The sequence below is a fragment of the Agrococcus sp. SGAir0287 genome, assembly GCF_005484985.1.
Lineage (GTDB): Bacteria > Actinomycetota > Actinomycetes > Actinomycetales > Microbacteriaceae > Agrococcus.
Map to the genome: position 1 here is coordinate 1,363,589 of NZ_CP027942.1, position 23,650 is coordinate 1,387,238.

The following is a 23,650-nucleotide window of genomic DNA, read 5'->3' on the forward strand; positions in this document are numbered from 1 at the left end:
CGCTTCCTGGGCGCGTACTAGGATCGAGGTGCACAGCAGGCATACGTAAGGAAGCTGACTTGCGCACTCGTCGCCCCTCTCGATGGCTCGCGATCCCCGTGGTCGGCGTGCTCTCGCTCGCGCTCGCGGGCTGCACGCAGGAGCAGCTGCAGGGCTGGCTGCCCTCGACCCCCGGCGTCACGAACCACGTCGACCGCATCGTCGGCCTGTGGGTGACGTCCTGGATCGTCCTCCTCGCGGTCGGCGTCATCACGTGGGGCCTCATGCTCTGGGCGGGCATCGCCTACCGTCGCCGCAAGGGTCAGACGGGCTTCCCCGTGCAGCTGCGCTACAACATGCCGATCGAGGTCTTCTTCACGGTCGTGCCCGTGATCCTCGTCGTCGGCTTCTTCGCCTTCACCGCGCGCGACCAGGCCGCGATCGAGGAGCCGATCGACGACCCCGACGTGTCGATCACGGTCTTCGCCAAGCGCTGGGCCTGGGACTTCATGTACGAGACCCAGCAGGGCGCGGACGGCACGCCTGAGCAGGCGGTGTACTTCCAGGGCATCCAGGGCCAGGAGCTCGAGGGCGGCGGCGTCGACACCGAGCAGCTCCCCACGCTCTACCTCCCGGTGAACTCGTCGGTCGAGATCACGCTCGAGTCGCGCGACGTCGCGCACTCCTTCTGGATCGTCGACTTCCTCTACAAGAAGGACACGCTGCCGGGCGTGACGAACCACTTCTACTTCGAGACGGGCGACGTCGAGGGCGTCTTCCAGGGCAAGTGCGCCGAGCTCTGCGGCGAGTACCACTCGCTCATGCTCTTCCAGGTCGAGGTCGTCTCGCAGGCCGAGTACGACGCGTACCTCGAGAGCCTCGACGCCGAGGGCAACGTGCTCGCGGACGAAGCCGCGATCGAGCAGTTCGGCCAGGGTCTCAACCCGGTCACGAACCCGGCGAACCAGGTGGGCGGCGAGGATTCCACGCCCGAGGCCCCCGCTGATCAGGAAGGCGAGTGATGGCCACCGCAACCGTGCAAGAGGAGCGCATGGGCTCCGAGGGGTTCGAGCGCAAGGGCAACGTGCTCGTCAAGTGGATCACCTCCACCGACGCCAAGACCATCGGGTACATGTACCTGATCACGTCGTTCATCTACTTCTGCATCGGCGGCGTGATGGCGCTGCTCATCCGTGCGCAGCTCTTCGAGCCCGGCCTCGAGATCGTGCCCACGAAGGAGCAGTACAACCAGCTCTTCACGATGCACGGCACGATCATGCTGCTCATGTTCGCGACGCCGCTGTTCGCCGGCTTCGCCAACGTGCTCATGCCGATCCAGATCGGCTCGCCCGACGTCGCCTTCCCGCGCCTCAACGCGTTCGCCTACTGGCTGTACTCGTTCGGCTCGCTCATGGCCGTCGCCGGCTTCCTCACGCCCCAGGGTGCCGCCTCGTTCGGCTGGACGGCGTACGCGCCACTGAGCGACGAGACCTTCTCGCCAGGCGCGGGAGCGAACCTCTGGTTCCTCGGATTGGCGTTGTCGGGCTTCGGCACGATCCTCGGCGGCGTGAACTTCATCACGACGATCATGACGATGCGCGCGCCGGGCATGACGATGTTCCGCATGCCGATCTTCACCTGGAACGTGCTCATCACGTCGATCCTCGTGATCATCGCCTTCCCGGTGCTCGCGGCCGCGATGTTCGGCATGGCCGCCGACCGCCTCTTCGGCGCGCACATCTACGACCCGTCGAACGGCGGCGTGCTGCTGTGGCAGCACCTGTTCTGGTTCTTCGGCCACCCCGAGGTGTACATCATCGCGCTGCCCTTCTTCGGCATCATCTCCGAGGTCCTGCCGGTCTTCTCGCGGAAGCCGATCTTCGGCTACAAGACGCTCGTCTACGCGACGATCGCGATCGCAGCCCTCTCCGTCGCGGTCTGGGCGCACCACATGTACGTGACGGGATCCGTGCTCCTGCCGTGGTTCGCGCTCATGACGATGCTCATCGCGGTGCCGACGGGCGTGAAGATCTTCAACTGGATCGGCACGATGTGGCGCGGCTCCATCACGTGGGACGCACCGATGGTGTGGTCGATCGGCTTCCTCGTGACCTTCGTCTTCGGTGGCCTCACGGGCGTCATCCTCGCGTCGCCGCCGCTCGACTTCCACCTGTCCGACGGCTACTTCGTCGTCGCGCACTTCCACTACGTCGTCTTCGGCACGGTCGTGTTCGCCATGTTCGCCGGCTTCTACTTCTGGTGGCCGAAGTGGACCGGCAAGATGCTCAACGACCGCCTCGGCCACGTGCACTTCTGGTTCCTGTTCATCGGCTTCCACATGACCTTCCTCATCCAGCACTGGCTGGGCGTCGTCGGCATGCCGCGCCGCTACTACAGCTACCTGCCGGAGGACGGCTTCACCTGGATGAACCAGGTGTCGACGGTCGGCGCGTTCATCCTCGCCTTCTCGATGGTGCCGTTCCTCTGGAACGTGTACATCACCGCCCGACACGGCGAGAAGGTCACGGTCGACGACCCGTGGGGCTCGGGCCGCTCGCTCGAGTGGGCAACGAGCTGCCCGCCGCCGCGGCACAACTTCACGTCGATCCCGCGCATCCGCAGCGAGTCGCCGGCGTTCGACCTGCACCACCCCGAGGTGGGTCCGCAGGTGGGCGTGGGCCCGTTCAAGGACGCCCCGGAGCGACCCGTGATCGACATCTCCGAAGGCAAGGTGAAGTAGCCGATGCGCGCCAACATCGCGATCCTCTGGACGCTCTCGGTCTTCTTCCTGCTCTGCTCCGTCGCCTACACGATCTGGCACACGCTGGCCTACGCCGGCGAGGTCGAGTGGGTGGGCACGCTGGGAATGGGCCTGTGCGCCATCCTCGCCGCCTTCATCGCCGCCTACATGGGACTCGTGCACCGCACCTCCGGCGGCACGCTGCCCGAGGACGACCAGACGGCGCTCATCGACGACGGCGACCCCGAGATCGGGCACTTCTCGCCGTGGTCGTGGTGGCCGATCATGCTCGCCGCCGCGCTCATGCTGACCTTCATGGGCCTGGCGATCTCGGTCTTCATGCTGCCGATCGGCGCTGCGCTCGTCGTCATCATGCTCGTCGGCTGGGTGTACGAGTACTACCGCGGCAACTTCGGCCGCTGAGCCTCACGACGACGAACGCCCCGACCGCATCGGTCGGGGCGTTCGTCGTCCCGGGCCCGGTCAGCGGGTCGCAGCTGCCGACAGGGCGCGCATCCAGCGGTCGACCTCCGCCTGGCTGTGCAGCCGCACGAGCACGAGGTGCGGATGGCGCTCGGCGGCGAGCGCCGGCAGGTCGCGGTACGTGCGGCGCGTGCGCCAGGCCCACCGCACCACGTGATCGGGGTCGGTGAGGAACGTGCGCAGCGGCGGCTCGACGTTGCCGTTCCACAGCCGCTCGCGACGCAGGCGACGTCGCAGCGTCCGTCGCAGGACGCGTGCCATCGAGACGCGGACGGGCGGATCGAGCCACACCATGAGCTGCGCGCGCTCGGCGAGGCGCTCGCGCACCTCGCGGTACTGCCACTCGGTCACCCATCGGTCGCGCACCACGAGCGCCTCGACGTCGGCGACGAACGACGGGCGCGGCGTCCAGCCCGCGCCCCAGTGGAGGCCGTCGATCTCGACGTGCTCGAGGTCCAGCGCGTCGGCGATGCGACGGGCGAGGGTGGTCTTCCCGGTGCCGGAGACGCCGGCGACGAGGATGCGGTCGGGGAGTGCGGGGAGGGGGTCGTCGGGTCCGAGCACCCGCTCGACGCTACCAGCGCAGTGCGCGGGCTACGCGGCGTCGACGGGGCAGACGAGCTTCGCGCGGCCGAGCACGTGGAGGGTCTCGTGCGCGTCCCAGGCGGCGCCGCACTCGGGGCAGCCGCGCGCCGTCGCTCGACCCTCGCGGTCCTCGCCCCATGCGCCGAGCTGCGCGGGCCCGGCGAGGCGGACGAGTCGGGCGTTCCACCAGCGGTAGAAGCCGCCCGCGGCGCGGATGCGCGTCCGCAGCGATTCCCTTCGTGCCATGATGATCAGTGTACTCACGAATGAGGGGAGCGTGCGCATGGACGTCCGGGACGACCTCCTGCGGCTCGACGAGCAGGTGTGCTTCGCGATCGTGACCGCGGCCCGCAACGTCGTCGCGATCTACCGGCCCATCCTCGAGCCGCTCGGCCTCACGCATCCGCAGTACCTCGTCATGCTCGCGCTCTGGGAGCGGTCGCCCCGCTCGCTCCGCGATCTCGCGGCAGCCGTCGCGCTCGAGCCTGCGACCCTCTCGCCGCTCGTGCGGCGCCTGGAGGCGCAGGGGCTCCTGTCGCGCGTGCGGAGCGCCTCGGACGAGCGCGTGCTCGACATCGGCCTCACGGACGCGGGGACGGCGCTGCGGGCACGTGCGCTGACCGTGCCGGAGCAGGTGATGGCCGCGACGGGCATGTCGGTCGAGGCGCTCGCCGCGCTGCGCGACGCCCTCGCGCCGTTCTCGGGTCCGCGCGACTGACCCCGCGGCGCCAGGCGCCCGCGGCGTGACGTAGCCTGGTGGACGGTCGACCGCCAAGGAGGAGCCGCCCATGCCCGACCTCGCCAACGGCAGGTACGTGTCGCAGTCCGACGCCGTGCGGGCCTGGTGGCCCGCCGCGCGCGAGGTGCTCGTCGAGGTCGCCGGCGAGTACGGTGCGTGGATCACCGAGGAGCAGCTCGCCGGGCGCATCCAGTCGGCGACCGGCATCTCGACCCGGCAGGACGCCGACGAGTGGATGGGGACCGTGCTCGGCAAGGTCGCCGCCGACGCCGAGTCCAGAGGCGAGCCGCGGCTCGCATCCCTGTGCGTCCGCGCCGACCTCTCGGTCGGCGACCACCCCGGTGCTGCGCCGGGCGCCACCGTCCAGGCGCGCGAGCGTCAGGCCGCCGAGGATCGCCTCGCCTGCTACCGCGCGTTCGGCGCCACGCTGCCCGCCGACGGCGGCCGCCCGCAGCTGACGCCCAGGACGTCGGCGGCACGGCCCCCCGCGCGCCAGCGAACCACGACGCGTCGCGAGCCCGCGCGCGCCGCGCGGCCGGCCCCCACCGGCGGCATGCGCGAGGTCACCTGCACGGCCTGCTTCATGGTCGTGCCGGCGGCTGCGACGTGCCGCGAGTGCGGCGAGCCGCTGCCCGTCTAGGGGGCCGGAGCCGACTGGCCGAGGGCGTCGCGCACGCGCGGGATGACCTCGGTGCCGAAGAGCTCGATCGTGCGCAGGTTGGCCGCATGCGGCGTGCCGGACGCGTACTTGAGGTCGAAGCGATCCAGCCCGAGGTCGCGGACGGCGCGCACGATCTTCGCGGCGACGGTCTCGGGTGAGCCGACGAACAGGGCTCCCTCGTCGCTCGCGGCATCGTCGAACTCCCGCGCGGAGGCGGGGCCCCAGCCGCGCTCGGCGCCGATGCGGTTGCGCTGCACGATCCAGTGCGGCCGTAGCAGCTCGCGCGCCTCGGCGTCCGTGTCCGCGATGAGCCCGGGGGAGTGCAGCCCGACGCGTCCGCCGTCGTGGCCGAACCGCGTCATCGCCTCCCGGTACAGGCTCGCGAACCGTGCGAACGCCCGCGGGCTGCCGCCGATGACGGCGAGCATGAGGTCGAAGCCGTGGCGTGCAGCGCGCACGACCGACTGCGGCGTGCCACCGACCCCGACCCACACGGGGATCCGACCGCCGTTCGCGTGCGCCTGCGATCGCGGCCACACCTGCTGGTCGGCGAGCGCGGAGCGCAGCGTGCCGCTCCACGTCACGGGCTCCTCGGCGACGAGCGCGGCGAGCAGCTCGAGCCGCTCCTCGAACAGGGTCTCGTAGTCCTCGAGGCGGAAGCCGAACAGTGGGAACGACTCGACGAAGGAGCCGCGCCCGACGATGAGCTCGGCACGCCCGTTCGAGAGGCCGTCGATCGTCGCGAACTGCTCGAAGACCCGGACGGGATCGGCGGAGGACAGCACCGTGACCGCGGTGCCGAGCCGGATGCGCTGCGTCGCGGTCGCGAGGGCGCCGAGTACGACCTCGGGTGCAGTGAGCGCGAAGTCCGCGCGATGGTGCTCGCCGAGGCCGAGGAAGTCGACGCCGCTGGCGTCCGCGAGCACGCCCTCGGCGACGACCTCGCGGATCGTGCGCGGATGCGCCTCGGGCTCCGCACCCAGGACGTCGCCGAAGGTGTGGAGCCCGAAGCCCAGCATGGATGCCGCGCTCAGTGGTGCGACACGCGCTCGAGCTCGGCCCTCGTGACCGGCTCGATGCGGTCCTCGAAGAACCAGCGCGACAGCGCCGCGCGCACGTGCGTGCCCGGCGTGATGCGTCCGCGCTCGTCGGGGCGCACCTTGGCGGGCTCCGGCGATTCGAACGCCTTGAGGCGCCACGACTCGTACTCGTCGAGACCCTGGTGCACCTCGACGTACTCTCCGCCGGGGCGGCGCACGATGCGGCCGGACTCGAAGCCGTGCAGCAGGATCTCGCGATCCTTCTTCTGCAGCGCGAGCGCGATCCGCTTCGTCGTCCAGAACGCGATGATCGGGCCGAGGAGCAGGAGCGCCTGCAGCACCCACGTCACCTGGAACACGTTGAGGTGGAAGTGCGTCGCGATGAGGTCGGACGAGGCGCCCGCCCACATGACGGCGTAGAAGGTGACGCCGGCAGCACCGATCGCGGTGCGCGTCGGCGCGTTGCGCGGACGGTCGGCGAGGTGGTGCTCCCGCTTGTCCTGCGTCACCCACGCCTCGATGAAGGGGTAGAACATCACGAGCACGATGAAGAGCCCGAGGACCGCCATCGGCAGCAGGATGTTCCACGAGAACGTCAGCCCGAAGAGCTCGGACTCCCATCCCGGCGCGAGGCGCAGGGCGCCGTCGGCGAAGCCGATGTACCAGTCCGGCTGCGTGCCGGCGGAGACGGGCGAGGGGTCGTAGGGACCGTAGTTCCAGATCGGGTTGATCGTGAACGTCGCCGCGATCGCCGTGATGACGCCGAAGACGAGGAAGAAGAAGCCACCGGCCTTGGCCGCGAACACCGGCATGATCGGCACGCCGACGACGTTCTCGTTCGTCTTGCCCGGGCCCGCGAACTGCGTGTGCTTGTTGAGCACGAGCAGGACCATGTGCAATCCGAGCAGCACGATGAGGATCGCGGGCAGCAGCATGATGTGCAGCACGAAGAGTCTCGGGATGACGTCGACGCCGGGGAACATGCCGCCGAAGAGCAGGTACGAGATCCAGCCGCCCACGAGCGGGATGGCCTTCACCATGCCGTTGATGATCGCGAGGCCGTTGCCCGAGAGCAGGTCGTCGGGGAGCGAGTAGCCCGTGAAGCCCTCGGCCATCGCGAGGATGAAGAGCAGGAAGCCGATGACCCAGTTGAGCTCGCGCGGCTTGCGGAACGCGCCCGTGAAGAACACGCGCAGCATGTGCAGGCCGATCGAGGCGACGAACAGCAGCGCCGCCCAGTGGTGCACCTGACGCATGAGCAGGCCGCCTCGGATGTCGAACGAGATGTCGAGCGCCGACGCGTAGGCGATCGACATCTCGATGCCCTTGAGCGGCACGTACGAGCCCTCGTACGTCGTGTGCCCCATCGACGGGTCGAAGAAGAACGTCAGGAACGTGCCCGAGAGCAGGATCACGACGAACGAGTAGAGGGCGACCTCGCCGAGCATGAACGACCAGTGGTCGGGGAAGATCTTGCGGCCGAGGTAGGCCGTGACGCCCGAGATGCTCGTGCGCTCGTCGAGGTAGTTCGCCGCCCAGGACGTGACGGTCCTGCGCTGCTTGGGCGCCTGCGGCGCGGGTGCGATCGCGGTCATGCTCGCTGCTCCGTGGTGGTGCCGGCGACCTGCACGTGGCCGTCCTCGTCGACGTCGTGGAGACGCTCGAAGTACGAGGGCCCGATGGGCTCCGTGAAGTCGCGCTGTGCGATGAGGTAGCCCTCGTCGTCGACCGTGATCGGCAGCTGGGGCAGGGGGCGCTTGGCCGGGCCGAAGATCACCTGGCAGTGGTTCTTCACGTCGAAGGTCGACTGGTGGCACGGGCACAGCAGGTGGTGCGTCTGCTGCTCGTACAGGGCGACGGGGCAGCCGACGTGGGTGCAGATCTTGGAGTACGCGACGATGCCGTCGTACGACCACCCTGCACGCTCGGGGGACTCGTTGAGCTGGTCGGCGGGGAGGCGCATGAGCAGCACGGCCGCCAGCGCCTTCTCGTCGAGGGGGTGCTCCGACTCCTCGAGACCCTCGGGGATCACGTGGAAGGCGGAGCCGTAGGACACGTCCTCGGCGCGGATGGGCGTGCCGGTGGGGTCGAGGCACAGACGCGTGCCCGTCTCCCACATCGTGTGGGCGAAGACGTCGGTCGGCACCTGGTCGGCCGGGCCGAGGTCGCGGAAGAGCACGACCGCGGGCAGCGGGGCGAGCGCGATCGCGCCGATGAGCGAGTTGCGGATGAGCGAGCGACGCGTGAAGCCGGACTCCTGGTCGCCGAGCGTGAAGACCTCGACGGCCTTCGCGCGCGTCGTCTCCGTGCCGCGGGTGGGGTGGCGGAGCTCGACGTGCTCCTCGTCGCTCATGAGCTGCTTCGACCAGTGCACGGCGCCGATGCCGATCGCGAGGAGCGCGAGCGCGATGCCGAGGCCGAGGAACAGGTTGTTGAACCTCGTACTCGTCAGGTCGCCCGGCGTGATCGGCACGGCGACGTAGGCGGCGACGGCGAGGATCGAGCCGAGCGCCGACACGAGGAACCACGTGAAGACGACGCGCTCCGCGCGCTTCTCCTTCTCGGGGTGGAGGTCCGTCTGGCGCTTGCGGTGCGGCGGCAGCCCCGGGTTCTCGAACTCGCTCGATCGCTCCAGCTCGGCGTCGCGGTGGAGCTCGACGTCCTGCATCTTCGTCTCCTCGGCCATCAGTTGGGCTTCGCCGTCAGCCAGACCGTGATCGCCACGATGCCGCCGAGACCGAAGATCCAGATGAACAGACCCTCGGAGACGGGGCCCAGCGAGCCCAGGTCGAAGCCGCCGACGCTCGGGTTCTCGTCGAGGAAGTGGAGGTAGGCGATGATGTCCGCCTTCTCCTCGGGCGAGATGTTGTCGTCGTTGAACACCGGCATGTTCTGCGGGCCGGTGAGCATGGCCTCGTAGATGTGCGCGGCGTCGATGTCGTGCAGGTCGGGGGCGAACTTGCCCTCCGTGAGCGCACCGCCGGCGCCGGCCACGTTGTGGCACATGGCGCAGTTGATGCGGAAGATCTCGCCGCCGTTCGCGACGTTGGCGTTCGTCGTGTCGAGCATCTCCTCGCTCGGCACCTCGGGACCGGGCGCGAGCTCGGCGATGTACGCGCCCATCGCGTCCGACTGCTCCTGCGAGAACTGCGGCGCGCGCGCCATGCCCTGCGGACCCGAGTAGGCCAGCGGCATGCGGCCCGTCATGACCTGGAAGTCGACGGAGGCCGCGCCGACGCCGATGAGGCTCGGGCCGTCGTTCGTGCCCTCGGCGTTGACGCCGTGGCAGGTGGCGCAGTTCGCCTGGAAGAGCTGCTCGCCGTCGTCGACCGTGAGCTGCGTCGGCGCCTGCGTCGACGCGTCTGCGGATGCGACCTGCCCGACGACCGTCGAGACGCCGCCGGCCGCGACGAGGCCGAGCACGAGGAGACCGAGGCTCGCGAGCGGGTGTCGCCTGCCGGTCTTCTTGCTGCGGTGTGCCAAGAGAAGCGCCCTTCCTAGCGGAGCCAGTAGATGATGAGGTAGAGCGCGATCCAGACCACGTCCACGAAGTGCCAGTAGTACGACACGACGATGGCGCTGGTCGCCTCCTTGTGACCGAAGTGCTTCACCGCGTATGCGCGGCCGATCACGAACAGGAAGGCGATGAGGCCGCCCGTCACGTGGAGGCCGTGGAAGCCGGTCGTGATGTAGAACGCCGAGCCGTACGCGCTCGTCGCGAGGGTCACGCCCTCGTGCACGAGCACCGCGTACTCGAAGACCTGGCCGATGATGAACATCGCGCCCATGACGTAGGTGAGGAAGAACCACTCGACCATGCCCCACTGCTTGACGTTCCACAGCGAGCCCGTGCGCGTCTTCTGCAGGCGCTCGGCCGCGAAGACGCCGAACTGGCAGGTCACCGACGACAGCACCAGGATCGACGTGTTCACGGTGGCGAACGGCACGTTCAGCAGCGACGACTCCGTCTGGAACAGGTCGCCGGTCGTCGAGCGGAGCGTGAAGTACATCGCGAACAGGCCGGCGAAGAACATGACCTCGCTGCCCAGCCAGACGATGGTCCCGACCGCGACGCTGTTGGGTCGACGCACGAGCTGCGTCGCCCCGGGGTGGGAGAGGGAGGTGCTGGTCACAGGTCCATCCTAGGCGGTTTCGAGGTCGCTCTCGGCCTCGGGGTGCAGGCGTGGCGTCGATAGGCTGTCGGCCATGGAGCCCAAGTCCTGGCCAGGCGTCCTCGAGACGCTGCTCGTCCCCGAGGATCTCACGATCGGGCAGGCGGAATGGGCCATGGACCAGGTGGTCTCCGGGCTCGCGGACCCGGCCCAGCTCGGCGCCTTCCTCGTCGCGCTGCGGGCCAAGCGCGAGTCGGTGGACGAGCTCGTCGGCTTCCGCGACGCGATCCTCGCGCACGCCGTGCCGCTGGCCGGGGACTCGCTCGTGCTCGACATCGTCGGCACGGGCGGCGACCGCCACGGCACCGTCAACGTCTCGACGATGGCGAGCATCGTGTGCGCCGCCGCGGGCGTGCCCGTGCTGAAGCACGGCAATCGCGCCGTCTCGTCCCGCACCGGCGCGTCCGACGTGCTCGGCGAGCTCGGCGTCATCCCCGCCGACGAGGACCCGCAGGTCGTGCGCGCGATCCTCGACGAGGCGGGCATCTCGTTCGCATGGGCGATGCGGTTCCACCCGGGATTCCGACACGCCGGCCCCGTCCGCGCGGCGCTCGGCGTGTCGACGGTGTTCAACCAGCTCGGCCCGCTCGTGCACCCCGCGCGGCCGGAGGTCACGGCGTGCGGCGTCGCCGATCGCTCGCGCATCCAGAACTTCGTCGGCGTCTACGCGACCCGCGGCGGCACGGCGTTCGTCTTCCGCGGCGAGGACGGCCTCGACGAGCTCACGACGACGGGGCACTCGGAGCTGTGGGAGGTCGTGCGCGGCGACGTCGTCGAGCACGACGTCGACCCGCGCGAGATCGGCATCCCGCTCGCCTCGATGGCCGACCTCGTCGGCGGCGACGCCGTCGCGAACGCCGACGTCGTGCGGCGGACGGTCGCGGGGGAGACGGGGCCCGTGCGCGACATCGTGCTGCTCAACGCCGCCGCGGCGCTCGCCGCCTGGCGCGTGCACGCCGACCCGCGGCAGAGCGATCGCCCGATGCGCGAGCGACTCGCGGAGACGCTCGAGGTGGCGGCGCAGGCGATCGACTCCGGCGCGGCGTCGGCCACGCTCGAGCGCTGGCAGCAGGCGGCCGCACGCTCGCGGGACGGCGACTGACCGTGGAGCGGCGCGTCGCGGAGCAGGCGCTGGGCGCCGGCCCCATGGCGACGCTGCTCGAGGATCGCACCGTCGATGCGCGGCTGGGGTCGCGCGACACCGTCGAGCCCTGGCGTCGCGTCGCCGTGCGCTGGGGCGACCACGGCACGCGGTCGCTGCTCGTCTCGGCGCTCACCGCCGGAGCCGTGCTCGTCGCATACGGCATCACGCTGCTGCTCGAGCAGCCGCCCGCCTTCGAGGCGCTGCTCGCGCTGCGGCTGCTCGGCATCGTGCTCATGGTGCTCGCCATCGCGCTCGCGCCGGCCTCGCGCGACGCGCGCCTGCTCGCCGCGTGGGCGCTGTGCCTCCACGCGATCGTCGCGTTGGCCGGCACCGTCATGGTCTCGACCGACCTCTTCGGCCGGCTCCGCATCGGGGCGGTCTCCGCCGTCGAGTTCGCCGGCTTCATCACGTGGGTCGCCGTCATGCTGCTGCTGCGCATGCGGCATCCGCTCACGGTGCTCACGACCCTCATGGGCGGCTGCCTCGCGGGCCTGGCCTTCTTCGGCCGCGTGCTGCCGCTCGTGCGCGAGCGCCTCGCGCAGCAGGACGGCGGGCAGGCGGCGATGCTCACGATCGACGACGAGGCCATCGCGAGCCTCGTCATCGTCGGCGTCGGGGTCGCGCTCGTCGTGTTCGCGTGGTGGATCGACGGCTGGGCGCGCGTGCTGCTGCCGCTCGAGGCGCCCGATCCGAGCGTGCCGGTACGGAGCGAGCGCGAGCGCATCCGGCTCGCCGGCATCCTCACCGCGTGCATGCTCGACCCCGTCGCGATCGTGCTGCTGCACCTCGCGAAGCAGCCGACGGCGCGATCGCGCCTCGACCCGGACGAGGACTGGTTCGCGACGGCGCTGCTCGTCGTCGCCTACGCGAAGCTCACGATCTGCTGGGTCGCGATCACGACGATCGCGATCTGGCTGCTCGACCCCGCCTGGTCGTAGCCCCCGAGCATGCGAGAGGGGGCCGGCGATGCCGACCCCCTCTCACCGCGTGCGACGCGCGGCTAGCGCACGTCGTCGTCGACCCAGTCGAGGGTCTTCTGCACGGCCTTCTTCCAGTTGCGGTACGTCCGGTCGCGCTCCTCCTGGTCGAGGTTCGGAGTCCAGCGGCTGTCCTCCTGCCAGTTCTTGCGCAGCTCGTCGAGGCTGCCCCAGAACCCGACGGCGAGGCCCGCGGCGTATGCGGCGCCGAGCGCGGTGGTCTCGGCGACCACCGGGCGGACGACCGGCACCTGCAGGATGTCGGCCTGGAACTGCATGAGCGTGTCGTTCGCGATCATGCCGCCGTCGACCTTCAGCTCCGTGAGGTCGACGCCGGAGTCGGCGTTCACCGCGTCGACGACCTCGGCCGTCTGGAACGCCGTCGCCTCGAGCGCTGCGCGGGCGATGTGCCCCTTGTTCACGTAGCGCGTCAGGCCCACGAGCGCGCCGCGCGCGTCCGGCCGCCAGTACGGCGCGAAGAGGCCCGAGAACGCCGGTACGAAGTACGCGCCGCCGTTGTCCTCGACCGTCTTCGCGAGCGTCTCGACGCTCGGCGCGTCCTGGATGAGGCCCAGGTTGTCGCGCAGCCACTGGATGAGGGAGCCCGTGACCGCGATCGAACCCTCGAGCGCGTAGTGCGTGGGCTCGTCGCCGATCTTGTAGCCGACGGTCGTCAGCAGGCCGTTCTTCGAGTGGACGATCTCCTCGCCCGTGTTGAAGATGAGGAAGTTGCCCGTGCCGTAGGTGTTCTTCGCCTCGCCCTTGTCGAACGCCGCCTGGCCGAACGTCGCGGCCTGCTGGTCGCCGAGGATGCCCGTGATGGGCGTCTCGCGCAGCAGACTCGCGTCGCTCGCGATGCCGAACTCGCCCGACGACGACCGGATCTCGGGCAGCATCGAGGCGGGCACGCCGAAGTCGGCGAGGATCGACTCGTCCCACGTGAGCGACTCGAGGTCCATGAACAGCGTGCGGGAGGCGTTCGTGACGTCGGTCGCGTGCACGCCGCCGTCGACTCCGCCCGTGAGGTTCCACAGCACCCACGTGTCGGTCGTGCCGAACAGCAGGTCGCCGGCCTCGGCCTTCTCGCGCGCGCCCTCGACGTTCTCGAGGATCCACACGATCTTCGTGCCCGAGAAGTAGGTCGCGAGCGGCAGGCCGACCTTGGCCTTGTAGCGCTCGACGTCGCCGTTCGCGAGGCGGTCGACGATCTTCTGGGTGCGCGTGTCCTGCCAGACGATCGCGTTGTAGACCGGCTCGCCCGTGGTCCTGTCCCAGACGACCGCCGTCTCGCGCTGGTTCGTGATGCCGATGGCCTTCACGTTGTGGCGGGTGACGTTGGCCTTCGAGAGCGCCTGGCCGATGACCTCGCGCGTGTTGTTCCAGATCTCCTTGGGGTCGTGCTCGACCCATCCGGCCTGGGGGAAGATCTGCTCGTGCTCCAGCTGGCCCGTGGAGACGATGCTCCCGGCGTGGTCGAACAGGATGGCGCGCGTCGAGGTGGTGCCCTGATCGATCGCGATGACGTAGTCGTCGGCCATTGTCACTCCTTCGTGGTGGGTGTGCCCGGAGGCTAGGGGTGGTCGCTGTGCGCGGCCCATGGGGTGGCGATGGAGGGGGCGGCGCCCCCTCCATCGCCGAGTAGGTCAGGCCGCCATGCCGCTCGCGAGCAGCACGGGGGCGAGGAGGCCGGCGAGGGCGCCGCCGATGAGGGGGCCGACGACCGGCACCCACGCGTAGCCCCAGTCGCTGTCGCCCTTGCCCTTGATGGGCAGGACGGCGTGCGCGAGGCGGGGCATGAGGTCGCGGGCCGGGTTGATGGCGTAGCCCGTCGGACCGCCGAGCGAGGCGCCGATCGCGACGACGAGGAACGCGACCGCGAGGGCGCCGAGCGGGCCGACGACGTTCGCGTCGCCACCGCCGCCGTTGAGGCCGAACGAGAGGATGACGAACACGAGCACGAAGGTCGCGATGATCTCCGTGACGAGGTTCCAGCCGTACGAGCGGATGCCGGGCCCGGTCGAGAACGTGCCGAGCTTGGCGCCGGGGTCCTCCTCGGCGTCGAAGTGCTGCTTGTACGCGGCCCACGCGAGCACGGCGCCGATGAACGCGCCGACGAGCTGGCCGAGCACCGAGATCAGGTAGAAGCCCCAGCGCACCTCGGTGCCGGTGGCGAGGTCGTTCGTGATGAGGCCGATGGTGACGGCGGGGTTCAGCTGCGCGCCCGAGTAGCCCGAGACGAGCACGCCCGAGAAGACCGCGAGGCCCCAGCCGAAGTTGATCATGAGGAAGCCGCCGCCGAAGCCCTTCGTCTTCGCGAGGACGACGTTGGCGACGACGCCGGCGCCGAGGAGCAGCAGCATCGCCGTGCCCACGGTCTCCGACAGGAAGACCAAACCGAGATTGTCCAACAGGTACCTGCTTTCCACATCGACGCGGGCGTGGGCCCGGGACCCTCCCCAGCGAGGGTGGCGCCAGCCTATGCCTGAGCCTTGCTCGGCGACAGTGGCGACACGACGGGGATGGAACCGGTTCCCTGGATGCGTGCGAGCATCCGGGCGTAGGTTGGCCCTGACGTCCGCCCCCGATGGAAGTGGGAGACCATGAAGAAGCTCATCAACGACCCCTCGAAGGTGGTGGACGAGGCGGTCGCAGGCATCGCCGCCGCCCACCCCGAGCTCCGCGTCATCCAGGATCCGCCCTACGTCATCGCGCGCGGCGACGCGCCCGTCGCGGGCAAGGTCGGCCTCGTCTCGGGCGGCGGCTCCGGCCACGAGCCGCTGCACGGCGGCTTCGTCGGCCACGGGATGCTCGACGCCGCCGTGCCGGGCGCCGTCTTCACGTCGCCGACGCCCGACCCGATCGTCGCGGCGACGAAGGCGGTCGACGGCGGCGCAGGCGTGCTGCACATCGTGAAGAACTACACGGGCGACGTGCTCAACTTCGAGACCGCCGCCGACCTGGCGCTCGCCGAGGGCATCGAGGTCGAGTCGGTCGTGATCGACGACGACGTCGCCGTGAAGGACTCGCTGTACACGGCGGGGCGCCGCGGCGTCGCGGGCACGCTGCTCGTCGAGAAGATCGCGGGCGCCGCCGCCGAGCGCGGCGACTCGCTCGCCGAGGTCGCCGCGATCGCGCGCGCCGTCAATGCGAACGTCCGCTCGATGGGCATGTCGCTGTCGCCGTGCACCGTGCCGCATGCGGGGGAGCCCTCGTTCGAGCTGGGCGACGGCGAGATCGAGATCGGCATCGGCATCCATGGCGAGCCGGGCCGCGAGCGCATCGCGATGGAGCCCGCCGACGCCATCGTCGACCGGCTGCTCGAGCCGATCCTCGAGGACCTGCCCTTCGCGTCGGGCGACCGCGTGCTGCTCTTCGTCAACGGCATGGGAGGCACGCCGCTCGTCGAGCTGTACGTCGTGTTCCGGCGCGCCGCCGAGGTGCTCGCGGGCCACGGCATCGAGGTCGCCCGCACGCTCGTCGGCAGCTACGTCACGAGTCTCGAGATGCAGGGCTGCTCGATCTCGGTGCTGCGCCTCGACGACGCCATGCTCGAGCTGTGGGACGCGCCGGTGCAGACGCCCGCGCTGCGCTGGGGTCGCTGATGGCGCTCGACGCAGCCTGGACGCGCCGCTGGATCGAGCTCGTCGCCGATCGCGTCGCCGAGCGGAAGGCGGAGCTGACGCACCTCGACCGCGACATCGGCGACGGCGACCACGGCGAGAACCTCGACCGCGGCTTCACGGCCGTGCGGGCGAGGCTCGCCGACCTCGACGCCGACGCGACGCCCGGCGCGATCCTCAAGCTCGTCGCGACGACGCTCATCTCGACGGTCGGCGGTGCGAGCGGGCCGCTCTACGGCACCGCCTTCCTCAAGGCGTCGATGGCGGCGGGCGACGCGGCGACGCTCGACGACTCACTCGTCGACGTCCTCGCGGCCGCTCGCGACGGCATCGTCGCGCGCGGCAAGGCCGAGCCGGGCGACAAGACGATGATCGACGCGTGGACCCCGGCGGTGGAGGCGGCGGGGGCGGCCCCCGACCCGGTCGCGGCGCTCGCCGCCGCCGCCGACGCCGCCGAGGCGGGCGCCGCGGCGACCGAGCCGCTCGTCGCCCGCAAGGGTCGCGCGTCGTACCTGGGCGAGCGGGCGATCGGGCATCGGGATCCGGGCAGCGAGTCGACGGCGCTCATCCTCCGCGCGGCGGCCGACGCGTGAGCGTCGGGCTCGTCGTCGTCTCCCACTCGGCGAGCATCGCGGCCGGGATCGTGGAGCTCGCCGGCCAGATGGCCGCCGACGTCGCCATCGAGCCCGCCGGCGGCACCGACGACGGCGGCGTCGGCACGAGCTTCGACCTCGTGACCGCGGCGCTCGCGCGCGCCGAGTCGGGCGACGGCGTCGTCGTGCTGTGCGATCTCGGCTCGGCGGTGCTCACGGCCGAGACGGCCCTCGACCTGCTCGACGACGACGCGCGCGAGCGCGTGCGGATCGCCGACGCCCCGATCGTCGAGGGCTCGGTCGCGGCGGCCGTCGCCGCGCAGTCCGGCGAGGACCTGGACGCGGTGGTGCGCGCGGCGGAGTCGGCAGGCGGGGCGTCCTCCGAGCCCGCAGGCGCCCCTTCGAGCGCGCCATCGACGCCCGAGGGGCCCTCGCGCACCCTGACGCTGCGCAACGCATCCGGCCTGCATGCGCGCCCGGCCGCCGAGCTCGTGCAGCTCGCCGCGACCTTCGACGCGACCGTGCTCGTGAACGGCGTCGACGCTCGCAGCATGCTGCGCATCCTCGGGCTCGGGCTCGACCGCGGCGCCACGCTCACGGTGTCGGCGACGGGGACGCAGGCGCAGGAGGCGGTCGATGCGATCGCCGCGCTCGTCGAGGACGGGTTCGGCGAGGCCTGAACGCGGTCGCGTCAGGCGGGCGGTGCCTCGCGCGCCGCGGGCGCGTCCGAGTCCTCGCCGTCAGCGGGCCGGGACCGCAGGCGCAGGGTCGAGAGCAGGCCGAGGGCGACGAAGCCGGCCGCGGTGAGCGCCGCGAGGCGCGTGGCGTCGCTGAACGCGATGCGCGCGTCCTCGCCCGCCTGCGCGTCCTGCGCCGCGAGCGCCGGGATGGCCGTGCCGCTCGAGTCGACGACCGTCGCGACGATCTGCTGCCGCGCCTCGTCGGGCACGGAGCGTTCGGCGAGCCGGGCGTCGAGGATGCCGGAGGCGCTCGTGAAGAGGATGGTGCCGAGCAGCGCGATGCCGAGGGCCGAGCCGATCTGGCGCGACGTGCTCTGCGTGCCCGAGCCCTGGCCGCTCAGCGCGACGGGCACGTCGCGCAGCACGACGTTCGTCAGCTGCGCCGTCGCGAGGCCCACGCCGAAGCCGTAGACGAAGAGGCCGGGCACGATGGCGATCCACGAGGCGTCCGGCCCGATGGCGAGGGCGACGGCCGCGAGGCCGACGACCTCCGCCACGAGACCGGCGCGGACGATCGCGACGGCCGAGAGCCTGCCGCCCATGGCACCCGCGAAGCCACTCGCGACGAACGAGCCAATCGCGAGCGCGAGCAGCACGAGCCCCGTCTGCAGCGCGTCGTACCCGAGCACCCCCTGCAGCCACAGCGGCAGCGACAGGATGATGCCGAACTCGCCGAGCGCCACGATCATCGCCGCGACGTTGCCATCGCGGAACGAGGGGATGCGCAGCAGCGCGACGTCGAGCATCGCCGGGAGGCCCAGGCGATCGCGACGCACGCCCCACCACACGAAGGCGCCGCCAGCGACGAGGGTGACCGCGAAGGCGATCGGCACGGGCGAGAGGCTCGGGGCCCACCACGAGGGCACGGCGTCCGTCGCCGTCCACCATCCGTAGCTGCGGCCCTCGATGAGCCCGAAGACGAGCGTGCCCGTAGTGACGACCGCGAGCAGGGCGCCGACGACGTCGATGCCGCGGGCGTCCGCATCCCGTGACTCCGCCACGAACAGCAGGAGCCCGACGACGATGAGCGCGCCGATCGGCACGTTCACGCCGAAGGCCCAGCGCCACGAGAACGACGTCGTGAGCCAGCCGCCGAGCAGCGGGCCGACAGCCGCCATGCCGCCGATCGTCGAGCCCCACACCGCGAAGGCGATGCCGCGATCGCGACCGCGGAAGCCCGCGTTGATGAGCGAGAGCGTCGTCGGCAGGATCATGGCGCCGCCGACGCCCTGCACGACGCGGGCGGCGATGAGCAGATCGCCCGTGGGGGCGGAGGCGGCGAGGATGGACGCGGCGACGAAGATCAAGACGCCGACGAGCACCATGCGGCGTCGGCCGACGCGGTCGGCGAGCGCGCCGAACACGAGCAGCAGCGCGGCGAACACGAGGGTGTAGCTCTCCTGCACCCACTGGACCTGGGTCGAGCCGATGCCGAGATCGTCGACGATCGAGGGGATCGCGACGTTGACGATCGTGGAGTCGACGATGATGATCGCGACCGCGAGGCTGATGGCGACGAGGCCCAGCCAGCGCGCGCGGGAGCCGGTGGAGTGCTGCACGGAAGCGACTCTGCGCCTCCACGCGCTCCGCTGCAACCGCCGTGCGGCGGGTGTAGCCTTCGCCGCTGCCGCAGTCCGATGGGTCAGGTGCGTCCGGCGGTCCAGGGCTGTCCGGTGGGTCAGGCGAGCAGCGCGCCGTACGCATCCGGGTGCTGCTCGACGACCGCTCGCACGAACGGGCACGAGGGCACGATCTGACGACCCTCGGCGACCGCCTCGTCGAGCGCCGCGCGCACGACGCGCGTGCCGTAGCCGCGTCCGCCGAACTCCGAGAAGGTCTGCGTGTGCGGGAAGACGCGGCGACCGTCGATGTCGGCGTAGTCGACGAAGCTCACGAGCTCGCCGTCGACGCGCAGCTCGAACCGGCCCTGCTGGGGTGCGTCGAGGATCTCGACCGACTCGCTCATGCAGCCAGGGTAGGGCGCGCGGGTGCTCGGCACGAGGGCGTGTCGCGGTCGCCTCGAGCCGTGCTCAGGCGACGACGACCTGCAGGGCGCGCGTCGCGATGGCGTCCGCGTGCGCGGCCATAGAGTCGATGACGGGCACGGCGACGTCGCCCGGGCCGAGCAGCAGCTGGATCTCGGTGCAGGCGAGCACGACGCCCTCGGCGCCCTGCGCCACGAGCCGCTCGACGACGCCGCGATACGCGTCGCGCGACGCATCGCGCACGATGCCGCGCGTCAGCTCGTCCCACACGATGCGGTCGACGATGGCGCGATCCTCCGGCCCGGGCACGACGGCGTCGACGCCGTGGGCAGCGAGCCGGTCGGCGTAGAAGCGCTCGCGCATGACCCAGTCGGTGCCGAGGATGCCGAGCCGCGCGATGCCGCGCTCGCGCGCTGCGAGCGCGACGGCATCGCCGATGTGGTCGAGCGGCACGTCGATCGCGGCCTCGACCGCGGGAGCGACCTTGTGCATGAGGTTCGTGCAGAGGGCGATGCGATCGGCGCCCGCCGTCTCGAGCCGGCGCGCCTCCTCGGCGAGCATCGCGCCCGCGGCATCCCAGTCCTCGCGCACCTGGCAGTCGCGGACGGCGTCGAAGTCGAGGCTCGTGAGGAGGATGCGCGCGGAGTGGTGGCCGCCGAGCGCTTCCGCGACGCGCGCGTTGATGGCACGGTAGTAGTCGAGCGTCGAGTGCCAGCTCATGCCGCCGATGAGGCCGATCGTGTCCATGCCTCCATCGCAGCAGGCATGAGCGCCATTGGCTAGGCTTGTATTGCTACGACGATCCATAACGTATGCTTCTAGCATGGACCTCGATCCTCGTCGCGTGCTCATCTTCCGCGCCGTCGCACGCGCCGGCTCCGTCTCCGGCGGCGCCCGCTCGCTGGGATGGACGCAGCCGGCCGTCAGCCAGCACCTCCGCACGCTCGAGGGCGAGCTCGGCACGGCGCTGCTGCTGCGCGGACCGACGGGCGTGACGCTCACGGAGGCAGGGGAGCGGCTGCTCGCGCGCGCCGACGCGATCGACGCCTCGCTGCGGCAGGCCGAGGCGGAGCTCGCCGAGCTTGTCGCCGGCGGAGGCACCGTGACGCTCGCCGCGTTCCCGTCGGCGATGGCCGACCTCGTGCCGCGTGCGATCGCCAGGCTCCTGCGGGACGCGCCGCAGGTGCAGGTGCGCGTCGTCGAGGCCGAGCCGCCCGAGGCGCTCGCGGCGGTCGCCGGCAACGACGTCGACCTCGCCGTGGTCTTCGAGTACGCCGAGTCGCACGACGACGTCGGCCTCGAGCGCGTGCCGCTCGGCGACGACCCCAGCATGGTGGTGGTGCCGAGCGATCACGCGCTCGCCGCCGGCGACGCGATCGCGCTCGCCGACCTCGCGCAGGAGCGCTGGGTCGCGGGATGCCCTCGCTGCCGACAGCACCTCGAGCTCCTCGCCGATCGGGCGGGCTTCGCGCCCGACGTCCAGCACTCCACCGACGACCTCGTCGCCGCGCAGTCGTTCGTCGCGCGCACGGGCGCGGTGGCGCTGCTGCCCTCCATGGCGATGGCGGCGCATCGTCGCGAGGGCGTCGCCGCGCTGCCGCTCGCCGACGGATCGGGACGCGTCCTCAGCATCCGCCACCGTGCGGGAGCGGACCGCGTCCCGGCCATCCGCGCCGTGGTCGACGCGATCGCCGCCGTCGTGTGAGCGCAGGCGGCGACGCCGTCAGCGTCGCTCGCCGAGCTCGAGGATGCGGTGCAGCAGGACGAGCACGTCGTCGGGCAGCGCAGGCTCGACGAGCGTCACGTCGATCCGGGTCTCGATCGTGACGCGCCAGACGTACCCGTCGCGCACGCGCGCATCCTCCTGCGCCGAGAGCTCGGCGAGCGTGCCGGTCTCGATGAGGGACTCGAGCGCGCGCTGATCGCGGCTCGGCAGCGCCGACTCCGGGAGGACGCCGACGCGCTCGCGCCCCAGCATCCCGCCGGAGCGCTCGACGCGCACGACCTCCGCGCGCTCCTGGGGTGCGGACGGCACGGCAGCATCCTCGCCGGTGACGCCCACGGCATCCCACGCGTCGGCGATCGCGCGACGCTCGACGGAGTCGGCACCGAAGCGAGCCTCCGCAGCAGCGACCGTCGCCGTCGCGAACGCGAGGAAGTCGGCGCGCTCGTCGATGGAGCCGTTCGTGAGCACGTCGAGCCACACGAGGCCCGCGTGCTCCCACGCGAACCCGCCGATCGCCGTCGCCGCCAGGTAGAACGCGTGGTTCGGGATGCCGGAGTTGATGTGCACGCCGCCGTTGTCGCTCGTCGTCACGACGTAGTCGGCCATCGTCGCCGGCTGGGGGTCGGTGCCGAGCACGTCGTCGTCGTAGGCGGTGCCCGGCGCTGCGAGCGATCGCAGCGCGACGCCCTGCACGCCCTCGGCGAAGAGCCCAGCGCCCACGAGCCAGTCGGCCTCGTCGGCCCGCTGGCCGAGCGCGTGCTGCTTCGCGAGCGAGCCGATGACGTCGGCGACCGACTCGTTGAGCGCACCCGACTGGCCTTGGTACACGAGGTCGGTCGTCGCCTGCACGAGCCCGTGGGCGAGCTCGTGGCCGATGACGTCGACCGCTGACGTGAAGCCGAGGAAGACCTCGCCGTCGCCATCGCCGAAGACCATGCGCTCGCCGTTCCAGAACGCGTTGTCGTACGCCTCGCCGTAGTGGACCGTCGCGAGCAGCGGCATGCCCGCGCCGTCGAGGGAGTCGCGCCCGAAGGCGTCGTGCAGCAGCGTCCAGGTGATGCCGAGCCCGTCGTACGCCTCGTCGACCGCGACGTCGCCCGTCGGCGCGTCGCCCTCGTTGCGCACCGTCGTGCCCGGCAGGCGCATGGTGCGCTGCGCGTCCGCGATCGTGCGGCGCGGGGCGGGTGCGCCGTCCGCCACGAGCCCGCGGGCGCCGGAGGCCGCGCGCGGGCTCGTCGTGCGACGCGCGTCGCGGAGCGCCTCGTCGAGCGTGAGGGTGCGCTGTGCGCAGCGAGCGACCGAGGCGGTGGGGTGGTCGCCGAGCCTCTCGAGCAGGAACGGGGGGACGATGCCGTGCATGGCACGACCCTACGAGGGGGCGCCGACACGGTGCGAGCGGCTCATGGGCGTTGCATGGCCGCGCTGCCTAGGCTGGCAGCATCCCTGCCCCACGACGACCGAGAGGCCGCCGCACCATGACCGCCAAGACCTGGAACATCCTCGGCATCGTCGCCGCTGCCGTCGTCATCGTCGGCATCACGATCGCGCTCGTCGTGCGTCCGTGGGAGCAGCCCGGTGCCGCGGGCCCCGACGGGGACGTCACGGCCGCCGACACGCTCGACGCGACGACCCACGTCCTCGACGACGCGGGCGAGGGCGCGCCCGTCGTGGTCGAGTTCCTCGACTTCGAGTGCCCGTCGTGCGCGCTCGTCTACCCCGAGATGGAGTCGCTGCGGGCCGAGCATGCGGGCGAGGTCACGTTCGCCGTGCGGTACTTCCCGCTCGCGTCGCACCAGAACGCCTTCCCGGCCGCGCTCGCCGCCGAGGCCGCCGCGCAGCAGGGCGAGTTCGAGGCCATGTACCAGCGCCTGTTCGAGACGCACAGCGACTGGGCGGGCACCGACGACGCCGCCGCGACGTTCCGCGGCTTCGCCGAGGAGCTCGGCCTCGACATGGCCGCGTACGACGCCGCGATCGCGGATCCTGCGACGGGCGACCGCATCGAGGCGGACTACGAGGCGGGCGTCGCGCTCGGCGTGCAGAGCACGCCGACGATCTTCATCGACGGGCAGCGCCTCGAGCTGAGCCACGTCGACGACATCGGTGCCGGCATCGACGCGGCACTCGCCGACTGAGCGTCGCAGGCTCGTGCGAGGATGCCGCGCACAGGAGGCGGCATGGACGTGACCATCGAGGGCGACGTGATCGAGTGGCGCGGCCCCGCGCCGTACCACTTCGTGCGCGTGCCCGACGCGGAGGCCGAGGCCATCCGCGAGCTGCGCGCCATCGTGTCGTACGGGTGGGGCGTCATCCCCGTGCGCGGGTGGCTCGGCGAGACGGCCTTCACGACCTCGCTGTTCCCTCGCGAGGGCGACTACCTCGTGCCGCTGAAGGACGCGGTGCGGCGCGCCGAGGGCGTCGAGCTCGGCGACCGCGTCGTGCTGCGCCTGCGCATCGGCTGAGCGG

At 71.4% G+C, this 23,650-nt stretch carries 26 protein-coding genes; 13 read left to right on the forward strand and 13 right to left on the reverse strand.

What is annotated here, in order from left to right; genetic code table 11:
- Positions 1–59: 59 nt before the first annotated feature.
- Genes ctaC through ctaF form a run of 3 tightly spaced genes read left to right on the forward strand, consistent with a single transcriptional unit; the run spans position 60 to position 3,142 of the window.
- The gene (ctaC, locus tag C1N71_RS06485; RefSeq protein ID WP_137755652.1) at positions 60–1,001 is read left to right on the forward strand and encodes an aa3-type cytochrome oxidase subunit II; all 942 of its coding nucleotides are present in this window, start codon (positions 60–62) and stop codon (positions 999–1,001) included.
- On the forward strand, positions 1,001–2,719 hold the full coding sequence (gene ctaD / locus C1N71_RS06490) for an aa3-type cytochrome oxidase subunit I (RefSeq protein ID WP_137755653.1): 1,719 nt from the start codon (positions 1,001–1,003) through the stop codon (positions 2,717–2,719). The genes ctaC and ctaD overlap by 1 nt, the downstream gene beginning before the upstream one ends.
- 3 nt (positions 2,720–2,722) lie before the next feature.
- Positions 2,723–3,142, forward strand: a complete 420-nt coding sequence (gene ctaF / locus C1N71_RS06495) for an aa3-type cytochrome oxidase subunit IV (RefSeq protein WP_137755654.1) — start codon at positions 2,723–2,725, stop codon at positions 3,140–3,142.
- Between the two features lie 60 nt (positions 3,143–3,202).
- Here ctaF and C1N71_RS06500 read toward each other — a convergent pair whose 3' ends face one another.
- Positions 3,203–3,766, reverse strand: coding sequence for an AAA family ATPase (locus C1N71_RS06500; protein ID WP_137755655.1), 564 nt, complete (start codon positions 3,764–3,766; stop codon positions 3,203–3,205).
- A gap of 30 nt (positions 3,767–3,796) precedes the next feature.
- On the reverse strand, positions 3,797–4,033 hold the full coding sequence (locus C1N71_RS06505; protein WP_137755656.1) for a hypothetical protein: 237 nt from the start codon (positions 4,031–4,033) through the stop codon (positions 3,797–3,799).
- A gap of 37 nt (positions 4,034–4,070) precedes the next feature.
- Between C1N71_RS06505 and C1N71_RS06510 the strand changes: the two genes are divergently transcribed.
- A complete protein-coding gene (locus tag C1N71_RS06510) occupies positions 4,071–4,505 on the forward strand; it encodes a MarR family winged helix-turn-helix transcriptional regulator (RefSeq protein WP_137755657.1) in 435 nt (144 codons plus the stop codon).
- Positions 4,506–4,575: 70 nt separating this feature from the next.
- A complete protein-coding gene (locus C1N71_RS06515; protein WP_137755658.1) occupies positions 4,576–5,166 on the forward strand; it encodes a hypothetical protein in 591 nt (196 codons plus the stop codon).
- Here the strand turns inward: C1N71_RS06515 and C1N71_RS06520 are convergent.
- The 5 genes from C1N71_RS06520 to ctaE are packed head-to-tail and all read right to left on the reverse strand — an operon-like array spanning position 5,163 to position 10,360.
- Complete coding sequence (locus C1N71_RS06520; protein ID WP_137755659.1) at positions 5,163–6,206, reverse strand: LLM class flavin-dependent oxidoreductase; 1,044 nt, start codon at positions 6,204–6,206, stop codon at positions 5,163–5,165. The genes C1N71_RS06515 and C1N71_RS06520 overlap by 4 nt on opposite strands.
- 11 nt (positions 6,207–6,217) lie before the next feature.
- Complete coding sequence (gene qcrB, locus C1N71_RS06525; protein ID WP_137755660.1) at positions 6,218–7,822, reverse strand: cytochrome bc1 complex cytochrome b subunit; 1,605 nt, start codon at positions 7,820–7,822, stop codon at positions 6,218–6,220.
- The gene (qcrA, locus tag C1N71_RS06530) at positions 7,819–8,895 is read right to left on the reverse strand and encodes a cytochrome bc1 complex Rieske iron-sulfur subunit (protein ID WP_254678126.1); all 1,077 of its coding nucleotides are present in this window, start codon (positions 8,893–8,895) and stop codon (positions 7,819–7,821) included. Before qcrA ends, qcrB begins: the two co-directional genes overlap by 4 nt.
- A 17-nt stretch (positions 8,896–8,912) precedes the next feature.
- Entirely contained in the window at positions 8,913–9,710 is a 798-nt protein-coding gene (gene qcrC / locus C1N71_RS06535) for a cytochrome bc1 complex diheme cytochrome c subunit (protein ID WP_137755662.1), read from the reverse strand.
- Positions 9,711–9,724: 14 nt separating this feature from the next.
- Positions 9,725–10,360: an aa3-type cytochrome oxidase subunit III gene (gene ctaE, locus C1N71_RS06540; RefSeq protein ID WP_137755663.1), complete on the reverse strand. Its 636-nt coding sequence runs from the start codon at positions 10,358–10,360 to the stop codon at positions 9,725–9,727.
- 73 nt (positions 10,361–10,433) lie between these two features.
- On the opposite strand from ctaE, the gene trpD reads away from it, so the two are divergent.
- Together trpD and C1N71_RS06550 are read left to right on the forward strand one after the other, a co-directional pair.
- Positions 10,434–11,501, forward strand: coding sequence for an anthranilate phosphoribosyltransferase (trpD, locus tag C1N71_RS06545; protein WP_137755664.1), 1,068 nt, complete (start codon positions 10,434–10,436; stop codon positions 11,499–11,501).
- 2 nt (positions 11,502–11,503) lie between these two features.
- Entirely contained in the window at positions 11,504–12,481 is a 978-nt protein-coding gene (locus C1N71_RS06550) for a hypothetical protein (protein ID WP_137755665.1), read from the forward strand.
- 62 nt (positions 12,482–12,543) lie between these two features.
- Here C1N71_RS06550 and glpK read toward each other — a convergent pair whose 3' ends face one another.
- Both glpK and C1N71_RS06560 read right to left on the reverse strand, forming a co-directional pair.
- Positions 12,544–14,058: a glycerol kinase GlpK gene (gene glpK, locus C1N71_RS06555; RefSeq protein WP_137755666.1), complete on the reverse strand. Its 1,515-nt coding sequence runs from the start codon at positions 14,056–14,058 to the stop codon at positions 12,544–12,546.
- A 105-nt stretch (positions 14,059–14,163) separates the two neighbouring features.
- A complete protein-coding gene (locus C1N71_RS06560) occupies positions 14,164–14,880 on the reverse strand; it encodes an MIP/aquaporin family protein (RefSeq protein ID WP_441297174.1) in 717 nt (238 codons plus the stop codon).
- A gap of 240 nt (positions 14,881–15,120) precedes the next feature.
- On the opposite strand from C1N71_RS06560, the gene dhaK reads away from it, so the two are divergent.
- Genes dhaK through dhaM form a run of 3 tightly spaced genes read left to right on the forward strand, consistent with a single transcriptional unit; the run spans position 15,121 to position 17,413 of the window.
- On the forward strand, positions 15,121–16,122 hold the full coding sequence (gene dhaK, locus C1N71_RS06565; RefSeq protein WP_137755667.1) for a dihydroxyacetone kinase subunit DhaK: 1,002 nt from the start codon (positions 15,121–15,123) through the stop codon (positions 16,120–16,122).
- Entirely contained in the window at positions 16,122–16,733 is a 612-nt protein-coding gene (dhaL, locus tag C1N71_RS06570) for a dihydroxyacetone kinase subunit DhaL (RefSeq protein WP_137755668.1), read from the forward strand. Before dhaK ends, dhaL begins: the two co-directional genes overlap by 1 nt.
- A complete protein-coding gene (gene dhaM, locus C1N71_RS06575) occupies positions 16,730–17,413 on the forward strand; it encodes a dihydroxyacetone kinase phosphoryl donor subunit DhaM (protein WP_137755669.1) in 684 nt (227 codons plus the stop codon). Before dhaL ends, dhaM begins: the two co-directional genes overlap by 4 nt.
- 11 nt (positions 17,414–17,424) lie before the next feature.
- On the opposite strand, the gene C1N71_RS06580 is transcribed toward dhaM, so the two are convergent.
- The 3 genes from C1N71_RS06580 to C1N71_RS06590 all read right to left on the reverse strand — a co-directional run bounded on the left by C1N71_RS06580 (position 17,425) and on the right by C1N71_RS06590 (position 20,205).
- Positions 17,425–19,032, reverse strand: a complete 1,608-nt coding sequence (locus C1N71_RS06580) for a DHA2 family efflux MFS transporter permease subunit (protein WP_137755670.1) — start codon at positions 19,030–19,032, stop codon at positions 17,425–17,427.
- Positions 19,033–19,151: 119 nt separating this feature from the next.
- Positions 19,152–19,439 carry a GNAT family N-acetyltransferase gene (locus C1N71_RS06585; protein WP_137755671.1) on the reverse strand — a complete coding sequence of 96 codons (288 nt, stop codon included), beginning with the start codon at positions 19,437–19,439 and terminating at the stop codon, positions 19,152–19,154.
- Positions 19,440–19,503: 64 nt separating this feature from the next.
- The gene (locus C1N71_RS06590) at positions 19,504–20,205 is read right to left on the reverse strand and encodes an aspartate/glutamate racemase family protein (RefSeq protein ID WP_137755672.1); all 702 of its coding nucleotides are present in this window, start codon (positions 20,203–20,205) and stop codon (positions 19,504–19,506) included.
- Between the two features lie 76 nt (positions 20,206–20,281).
- Here C1N71_RS06590 and C1N71_RS06595 point away from each other — a divergent pair, with 76 nt between their 5' ends.
- Positions 20,282–21,163 (forward strand): LysR family transcriptional regulator, encoded by an 882-nt coding sequence (locus C1N71_RS06595; protein ID WP_137755673.1) that lies wholly within the window; start codon positions 20,282–20,284, stop codon positions 21,161–21,163.
- Between the two features lie 18 nt (positions 21,164–21,181).
- Here C1N71_RS06595 and C1N71_RS06600 read toward each other — a convergent pair whose 3' ends face one another.
- On the reverse strand, positions 21,182–22,543 hold the full coding sequence (locus C1N71_RS06600) for a protealysin inhibitor emfourin (protein WP_137755674.1): 1,362 nt from the start codon (positions 22,541–22,543) through the stop codon (positions 21,182–21,184).
- 116 nt (positions 22,544–22,659) lie between these two features.
- Between C1N71_RS06600 and C1N71_RS06605 the strand changes: the two genes are divergently transcribed.
- Entirely contained in the window at positions 22,660–23,319 is a 660-nt protein-coding gene (locus C1N71_RS06605) for a DsbA family protein (RefSeq protein WP_137755675.1), read from the forward strand.
- Positions 23,320–23,361: 42 nt separating this feature from the next.
- Positions 23,362–23,646, forward strand: coding sequence for a DUF1905 domain-containing protein (locus C1N71_RS06610; protein WP_137755676.1), 285 nt, complete (start codon positions 23,362–23,364; stop codon positions 23,644–23,646).
- Positions 23,647–23,650 lie beyond the last annotated feature (4 nt).